8 protein-coding genes and 1 tRNA gene are annotated in these 8,437 nt (G+C 28.8%); 2 read left to right on the top strand and 7 right to left on the bottom strand.

All coding sequences use genetic code 11. The annotated features are described in order from the left end of the window. Positions 1-5: 5 nt before the first annotated feature. A complete protein-coding gene (locus Q8S45_RS02750) occupies positions 6-104 on the top strand; it encodes an IS3 family transposase (protein ID WP_371132950.1) in 99 nt (32 codons plus the stop codon). 84 nt (positions 105-188) lie between these two features. Here Q8S45_RS02750 and Q8S45_RS02745 read toward each other — a convergent pair whose 3' ends face one another. The 7 genes from Q8S45_RS02745 to Q8S45_RS02715 form a co-directional block, all read right to left on the bottom strand. Beyond that, positions 189-2,351, bottom strand: a complete 2,163-nt coding sequence (locus tag Q8S45_RS02745; RefSeq protein WP_305601021.1) for a peptidylprolyl isomerase — start codon at positions 2,349-2,351, stop codon at positions 189-191. A 111-nt stretch (positions 2,352-2,462) separates the two neighbouring features. Then, positions 2,463-3,728, bottom strand: coding sequence for a hemolysin family protein (locus Q8S45_RS02740; RefSeq protein WP_305601019.1), 1,266 nt, complete (start codon positions 3,726-3,728; stop codon positions 2,463-2,465). A 3-nt stretch (positions 3,729-3,731) separates the two neighbouring features. After that, positions 3,732-3,923, bottom strand: coding sequence for a hypothetical protein (locus Q8S45_RS02735; protein WP_305601017.1), 192 nt, complete (start codon positions 3,921-3,923; stop codon positions 3,732-3,734). Positions 3,924-3,926: 3 nt separating this feature from the next. Further along, complete coding sequence (lptC, locus tag Q8S45_RS02730) at positions 3,927-4,487, bottom strand: LPS export ABC transporter periplasmic protein LptC (protein ID WP_305601015.1); 561 nt, start codon at positions 4,485-4,487, stop codon at positions 3,927-3,929. Positions 4,488-4,524: 37 nt separating this feature from the next. After that, on the bottom strand, positions 4,525-5,874 hold the full coding sequence (locus Q8S45_RS02725) for a lipopolysaccharide assembly protein LapB (protein WP_305601014.1): 1,350 nt from the start codon (positions 5,872-5,874) through the stop codon (positions 4,525-4,527). A gap of 17 nt (positions 5,875-5,891) precedes the next feature. Beyond that, positions 5,892-7,175 (bottom strand): hypothetical protein, encoded by a 1,284-nt coding sequence (locus Q8S45_RS02720; protein WP_305601012.1) that lies wholly within the window; start codon positions 7,173-7,175, stop codon positions 5,892-5,894. Beyond that, complete coding sequence (locus Q8S45_RS02715) at positions 7,176-7,901, bottom strand: type III pantothenate kinase (RefSeq protein WP_305601010.1); 726 nt, start codon at positions 7,899-7,901, stop codon at positions 7,176-7,178. It abuts the gene before it with no gap. 96 nt (positions 7,902-7,997) lie between these two features. Between Q8S45_RS02715 and Q8S45_RS02710 the strand changes: the two genes are divergently transcribed. Further along, positions 7,998-8,070 (top strand) — tRNA-Phe (locus tag Q8S45_RS02710). Positions 8,071-8,437: the final 367 nt, after the last annotated feature.

The following is an 8,437-nucleotide window of genomic DNA, read 5'->3' as shown; positions in this document are numbered from 1 at the left end:
TTGAAATCAAACAATATATAGACTATTATAATAACGAAAGAATTAAATCAAATCTAAACAAAATGAGCCCGATAAAATATCGAGCTCATTATTGTCAAAATTAATTATAAATTTGTCTAACTTTTTGGGGGCAGTCTATTATAGACTTTTTTTATGACTATAAATATAAAATCTTTCATATTATTAGACTAATAATAAGTACTTCTAAAATCTTTTACATCAGCCGCATCTTCCAAAACTTGGAATAATTGATAAGATCTTGATTTAAGATTTTGGTTTATTTTTTTTCTGTAATTTTCATAATTATCTAATTTAATAGGTAATTTTCTGTCTTTAACAACCATCACAAATACACCTGTTTCTCCTTCAATAACACTGGAAACCTTCCCAATTTTAATAGTTGACATACCTCCAACAACTCCTGGTTCCATTCCTATAGCAGCTATCAAAGGATTTGTTAATGATAAATCTTGAGCCGTTGCAACAGTTACTTTACTATTTTTCGCAATCTCTTCTAATGTTGCTCCTTTCATCTTTTCTTTTATCAATTTTGCTTTTTTCTTATTTATTAATTCAGGTCTAATTTTTTCTAAAACATCAACACTTAAAACTATGCCATCTTTTTCAGTTTTACCAGAAACAATAGCAACTACATATCCTCTCTTACCGTTAATTTCAACATCAAATCTTTTAAAATCTCCTACTTTTCTATCTTGTTCAAAAGACCATGTTACGATCTGACGTTGATTATTTAAGCTTGGAATTGCCTCATCTAAAGCTTTTAAATTTAATGCCGAAAGCACTTCATATCCTTTTTCTTGAGCTAAAGCACTAATGCTTTTCCCATCTGTTAATTTAGATGCTAACGTTTCAGCATTTTCAAAAATAATATTTTCAGTTTCTTCAGATGCCTCTATTGCTCTTGCAAAACTTACTAATTTTACAACATTATCTTTTTTCTTTTGTTCATCTATTCTAATAACATGAAATCCAAAAGCAGTTTCAACTACATTAATACTTCCAGTGTTATTTTTATAAATAAAATTAGCAAAATCTTTATCAAATGATGCAGAAAAAGCTTGATCTCTAACAACCCAACCAATATCTCCACCTACTCCTTTTGTTCCATCAGTATTTATTTCATTGGCAACTTCAGCATATTTCTCCTTATTGTTTTTAACAATCGCAAAAATACTATCAGCTGTAAACTTTGCTGCTTCTTTAGTTTTTAGGGAAGTAGATCTCACAGCTCCAGAATAAGGAACCAAGATATGACTTGATTTTACAGAATCGGGAATTTGAGTAATCTCAACAACTTTAGAAACTTTGTAAAAACCATTATCTTTGTATGGCCCTACAACATCACCTGTTGCAGTATTAAAAATTACATCGGCAACTGAAGGTGAAAAATTATTTTTAGATTTATACCCATTATCTATTCCTAAATCAGACTTATTATCATTTAAAAATGCTTCATAGGCTGTTGCATTTTTTAAACCAGGAACCGAAATTGTAGTTTTAGCAGCATTGCTATATTCTTCTCTATCATTTATAAAAATAGATACTTCTTTTTTCACTTCTAATTCATCCTTTTCCGAAGGTGCAATATTAAAGATTACATATTGTAATGATCTTGTTGCTTCAGGTTTGAATTTTTTAGAATTTCCCTCAATATATTTTTGAATTTCCTTTTTAGAAATTTTCGCTAAACTATCTGACACAGAAGAATATGGAACAAATACATAATCTGCATTTATTTTAGTGCTCGAAAATATATAATCTCTCTCGCCTTCCTTTAGAGAAGCTCCTAAACCAGCAGAAACAAGATTCGTATAAGTTTGTCTTTCTAAATTTCTTTTAATTTCTTTTTCCGTAGCAAGCCAATTTGCCCAAATTTGTTTATCTCCTACTTCAGCTTCATCTTTCAAATTTGAAATATATTCTTTCAATTTTTCTTCATCAAATAAATTTGCCTCATTTTTAAACAAGGGTGAATTTTGAATTTCAGGTAAAGCAATCAATGAGTTCCAGATATCCTTTTCACCAATTACAATGCCTGCAGCTTTCAATTGTGATTCAAATATTTTTTCTCCTAACGTAGTACTCCATACTGCATTTACTGCTTGCATTTGAGATGCACGACCTCCCGATTGAGTTTTATAATTCTCTACTTCAAGTGCAAATGCCTCCCTATCTATTTCTTCACCATTTATTTGACCAATAGAATTAACTTTGTTAGAACTAAAAAAGCTTTGAATAGAACTTGGATCTAAAACAAATGCAAAAAGCGCCAAACCCACAATAAGAATAAGGAACATTGAACGATCTCTAATTTTTGATAAAATTGCCATTATGTTATTTTGTTTATTACAGTTTGCGAAAATACAATTAAGTATTTAATTATAAAAGTGAAATGAGTAGAAATAACGTACTGAATTGCCGTTATATTACAAATTTAATTATTAATCTTTTTCTCTCATAATTTTTACATAAACTTCCATTATTTTTGAAGTATCTACCTTCAACATTTTAAAGTGAAGATTGTTAATTTCTATTATTTCTCCCTCAATTGGAATATCCTCGTTATGGTAAACTATATAGCCCCCAAGAGTCTCATATGCTTCATTCTCTAACAAACCCAAATCATAGGTTTCGTTTAAATAATCTACTTCTAATCTTGCCGATAATTCAAATTCAAAATCATTTATTTGGTTTTCCAATAATTCAACAGTATCATGCTCGTCAATTATTTCTCCAAAAAGTTCTTCAACAATATCTTCTACCGTTAAAATACCAGAAGTACCCCCAAATTCATCTAATACTATAGCGATACTTTTTTTCTTTTTAGTTAATAAATTAAGTACATTATTAATAAGCATGCTTTCTGGAACAAATTCTATTGGAAGGGTAATTTCATGAATATTGGATGGATTTTTAAATAATTCAAAAGCTAATACATATCCTAAGATATCATCAAGATTATTTTGACAAACTAAAATTTTGGAATAACCAGTTTTAATAAATAATCCTTTTAAATTTTCAATGTTTTCGTTAATATCAACTGCTACTATCTCTGTACGGGGAATCATTATTTCACGCGCTTTTACAGAATCAAATTCCAATGCATTTTGAAAAATTTGAATTTCAGAATCAACTTCATCAACATCCTTTGCGTTTTCTAATTGTGCCGTTATATAATGACCCAATTCTGCCTTACTGAATTCCATTTTTTCAATTAAATTTGAAGATTTAAAAATATATTTCAATAAGAAATTTGAAATTGACGAAATGAAGTGAGAAATGAAGTAAAAAATTATATAAAAAAAATATGCTATTGGGGACAATAATAAAAGCATTTCATTAGCGTAAATCCTAAATATTGTTTTTGGAATAAACTCTGCTAAAATCAAAATAAAAATTGTTGAAATTAGGGTTTGTACTAATAAAACAGAAAATTCATTTAAATGAAGAAATTCGAAGGAACTTGTGAGTAATTTTCCCATAGAAAAACTATAAATTACTAACACAATATTATTACCAACCAACATGGTAGTAATATATTTAGAAGGATTTGCAGTTAATCTTTTTAAAAGGTTGGCAATTATTCCTTCTTCCTTTTTATGTAGTTCTATTTGAAATTTATTTGCTGAAACAAAAGCAATTTCCATTCCTGAAAAGAAGGCAGATAATAGAATTGAAAATATAATTATAACAATATGAAATTCCATTTATTATTTGTTTCCGTTTTCCGATTTTTTCCTAAAACGTCTTCTAAAAAAATACATAAAAGTAGCTACACACGCAAAAATAAGTTGCATATAGGCCTTTTTCCTATCAACATTCCAATTTACAAAAGTTTCAACTAAAAACACAACGGCTATAAGTAAATAACCATATTCAAATATTTTTCCTAATTTTTTCATTGTTTAATCTTTAATATTAATAACACCTGTTTGATTTTTAACCCACCACGATTTTAAATCTTCAGTGGCTTCAAATCCAGTTCCGTAAATTGTGTCTTGAGGTGTAAAAAAGGTAAATTTCTTTTCGGTAAAAAAATAATGAGTTTTTTGATCCCAAAAAATTTGTTCGGTAATTAATTTATGATTTTGAGCATAGCTAATAACAACAACATTTTTATTTATTTCTGAAACCAAAGTTTTCGAATAACTTTTAGCATATTCTCCTTCAATAGTAACTGAATCGCCATTTTTCTCAATGGTAGAAATTTTGAGACCTTTTGGAAATTCGGTATAAGGATGTTCCTCTCTATTGTTAAAATCTAACATTATTGGGGCTTTCATTTTAATATTAATCCTTCCAGAATCTGTATGTTTCAAAAAAATATTATTTGCCTCACCAATAGGTAGATTTTTATCTGCTAAAAAATCCCGTACTTCTTTTGGATCATTTGTACATGAAAAAAACATTGCTGTTGAGTAAACAACAGCAATGAATTTTATAAGTATTACAATTGATTTTGTCATTCAACAAATATATCAATTATCTATCAATAATTTTTAATTAAGGTACTCTTACTGTTTCATTAATCCAACAGTTAATTCTAAATGAACTTCCTGATTGAACTCCAGCAACAAATAAATCCTTTTTAGAAGGTGCATTGTCTGAATAGTTCGCAATATATTTATTTGCTAAACTAGAAACACTAGGATCTACTGATTTCGCTTTGTAAGCCATATTAAGTGCCGCCACATAAACCATTCTTTTAGAAATTACATCATTACCACAAGCATTTGCGCTTGAGGCATACAAACCAGCAATTAACAGATAAGCTCTTCCCATTGTTGGCACATCATCTAACGCTTTGAAAGCATAACTTCTAGCTTCCGGTTTTCTACCTTGTTTACTTAAAATTTGTGCAATTCTTAATAAATAATTAGCTCTTTTATATTTATTTGATTCTTGATCAACCGCTTTTTTAAAGTATTCCATTGCTTTATTAGTTTCCCCTTTGCTCATTAAAATACCAGCATAAAATACTGATGCTTCCGATGATGGATCAGCCTTTACATAGGCCTCAACCAAGGTTGCATAAAATGGATCTGAAGTACAATCTTTATTATACATTCTAGACACAGCTCTTCTTAACCATTGCGCATCTGTTTTCTTTTCGTCAAAGTATTTTTTGTTGAAAGGAATTAATCTATCGCAAGTAGATATTTCAGACAATTTTGAATCTAAGCCCTCTTCTACTAACTCTAAGTTAGAAATAATTTGTTGATAAATATCTTTATTATTAAGATCTTTAGCTGTTACTTGAGTAGAATCTTTTGCATTAACTTCTTCTATTTTAAGTGTATACTCAGCTCTTTTAGCTTCAACACCTTCTCCAACTTCATCATACGTATCAAAAACACGTTGGGTATCTGTATCTTTATATTTGTTCAATATCATATCAAAATATAAATAGATGTTTTTTGCAGACATGTCAGTAGCATCAGCCTTAAAAGCTTTTTCTAGCAAAGCAAAAACCTCATCTTCTGGCGCTCCTTGTGCAGATTTGAATGATGCGTATTCACTATAAACATATCCTAAATCTTGTGGATAATGTTTCAAACGTTGTTCAAAAACACGGTTTACTAATTTAGCAGCATTTGCTTTTTCAGCAGCTGAAGCCTTATCATACTTTTCAAAGGCAATATTGATACCAAATTTATATATATTTATAGTTAACGTTGGGCAATTATCCATACACCACATCCAGTTTTCATATGCATCATCGTACTTATTGGCTTTATAATCTCCTTTAAATAAATTGTATTTAATATTACATTCTTCCTCTGTTTGGGAAAAACCAAGCTGAGTAGCAAATACAAACACAAACAAAACCAAAATTATTCTCATTTTTTTCATTGTAAAACTCTTTATAATTAAAATATTTCTAATTTTTTAAACCATTTATCATTTAACGAAAGTCCTAATTTAAAATTGAAGTAATTCTCTTGCACCAATCCTTTTGTTGCTTCACCCCTTTTTCCTAATTCGAAACCAACATTAATATTTGATAATTGTTTTCCTATTGGTAACCCTACTCCAAAAGATATGCCAAAATCATTAATTGCCGTAAAATCTGTTCTATTTCCACTCGCATCAACCAACAAACCTGTTTGTTCAAATTTCATTCCTGCCCTATAAGTAACTCTTTCCCAGTAATTTGTAATAGAATTAAATTTAGGAGTATAATAGCCTCCAAAAGAAATTTTATTGTAATCATCATAAGATATTTTTGAATAACTATTAAAAATATCCCCATCTATTTGAAGTGCTTTTTGATAACTATAATCAATTCCTGCAAACCATTTATTTTCTTTACCGATACCCAATCCTAAAGAAGATTTTAAAGGAGAAGTTAAAATTCCAGAACTTTTGGTATTTAAAATTGTATCACGAGGAGACTCAAAAGATTCAAGAGATACAGAATATAGATATTCATTACCCTTCAGTTCTAACTCATTTTGCAATTCGAAATTACCGCCCAAATATAAATTAATTTTATTATTTAACAATGCCTTGTATTGAAAACCAACATTTAGGTCAAAACCTGTTAAATTTGCTGTTGTCTGGTATTTTGTAGCCAATGAAGCACCTTCTTGCTGGTTAATAATATTATTTTCAATTTTCCCAAATATGTAACCACCTTGAATACCTATATTAAAGTTTTTAAACAACTGATAGCCTGCTCCAAAAAAAACTTTGTTCGACCCACCTTCTCCACTATATAAAGTAGCATCGATAGGATCATTATTAGTATCAATACCCTTTGTGACTAATGAATAACCAACTATTGAATTAGGTGATAAACCAAAGGTTAAACCTCCTTTTTCACCTAATGGAATACCCATTGCCAAATAAGATAAAAAAGTAGCAGAACCTCTCTGAGAATCAGTTTCATCTTTTGCCCAAATATTTTTATTTTCAAGTGCTAAAGAATAAGTTGTAAAATCTAGGTTTGCATTTGCTGCTGGATTTGAAAAGTTCAACTGGTACTCACTAAAATAAGAAGCACCAATCCCTCCCATACTCATTTGCTCAACACTTGTCATGTTATTTCTATCTCCAATTCCAAAAAAAGAGTAGGCAGATGTATTATTTTTTTGTGAAAAACCTACAATTGTAGTAAATAACGTAATTCCGAGTATTACTTTTTTAATCATTTATTTTAAATTATGTATCAATATATTATTTAAGCCTTCTAATAAAAAATTAGGATTGGCAAATATGCCATTTTTTAATCTATTAGCCAAGAAATTAACATCTCCGCCTGTTAAAACTACTGTTAATTCTTTATTTTTTTCTTTGTATAGATTTATAAAACCATCGATTTCATTCAATATACCACCAACCACTCCAATATGAATACTTTCATTTGTCGAGTTACCTATTAAAAGATCAACTTCTTTATACGACAACTGTGGCAACTTTTTAGTAAAATAATTTAAGGAATTATACCTCATTTTTAATCCTGGAGAAATTGCACCTCCAAAATAAATTCCATTTTTACTTAAAAAATCATAAGTAATACAAGTTCCTGCATCAATTATTAATACATTTTTTTTAGGAAATTTTGCAATGGCAGCTGAAACCAATGCAATTCTATCAACTCCTAATGTTTTAGGTGTAGAATAATCGTTTTTAAATGGAACTTTTGTTGAATAGTCTAACTCAATTAAGGTTATACGTTCTTGTATTTTTAAAAAATCGTTATTATTTATGAAAGCAACCGAAGAAATTATACCATATTTAATGTTAAATTTTTCTATTGTTTCAAAAACTATAGAAAGAAAATTTTCATTTATAATGCTTTCAGTATGAATTATTTCACTTTGCTTAAAAACAGCAATTTTAATTCTAGTATTACCAACATCAATAATTAAGTTCATTCTAATTTGTAAAAGAGTTCAAAAATACAACAGATTTTTCAAAATAGTTTTGATATGTATAAAAAATAAATTTATATTTGCAACCGCTAAGGCAATGGTACCTTAGCTCAGATGGTAGAGCAATGGACTGAAAATCCATGTGTCCCTGGTTCGATTCCTGGAGGTACCACAAAAACCCTTGTTAATCTATTGATTTTCAAGGGTTTTTACTTTTTAAGAAGTCTCTAATTATTCTTCATTCTCTCACCTCAGCACTTCGTTATAATTTATTTTTTAAAATTTTCGTAAAACGTTGTATCTTCGACTTTGATGATAAACCGTATAGTTAATTTTTGTAAAAAACAATTATTTCATTTTTAAGAGCTTATTGACTTCTATGAATAAACTAATAAATATTATTTTGATTGTCCGCAATTACCCATAATTAATAAAAAAGCGTTATATTTGATAAAAAAAACGATGAATTTATTCAGTTTTACAGCAAATTTTGGGAGCGAGGAATCTTGTAGGCTTCATTTTAAAGAAGAAAGAGACAA

The sequence above is a fragment of the Lutibacter sp. genome (assembly GCF_030692605.1).
Taxonomy (GTDB): domain Bacteria; phylum Bacteroidota; class Bacteroidia; order Flavobacteriales; family Flavobacteriaceae; genus Lutibacter.
The sequence above is the reverse complement of the archived record's forward strand: the minus strand, read 5'-3'. Positions and strand labels throughout refer to the sequence as shown.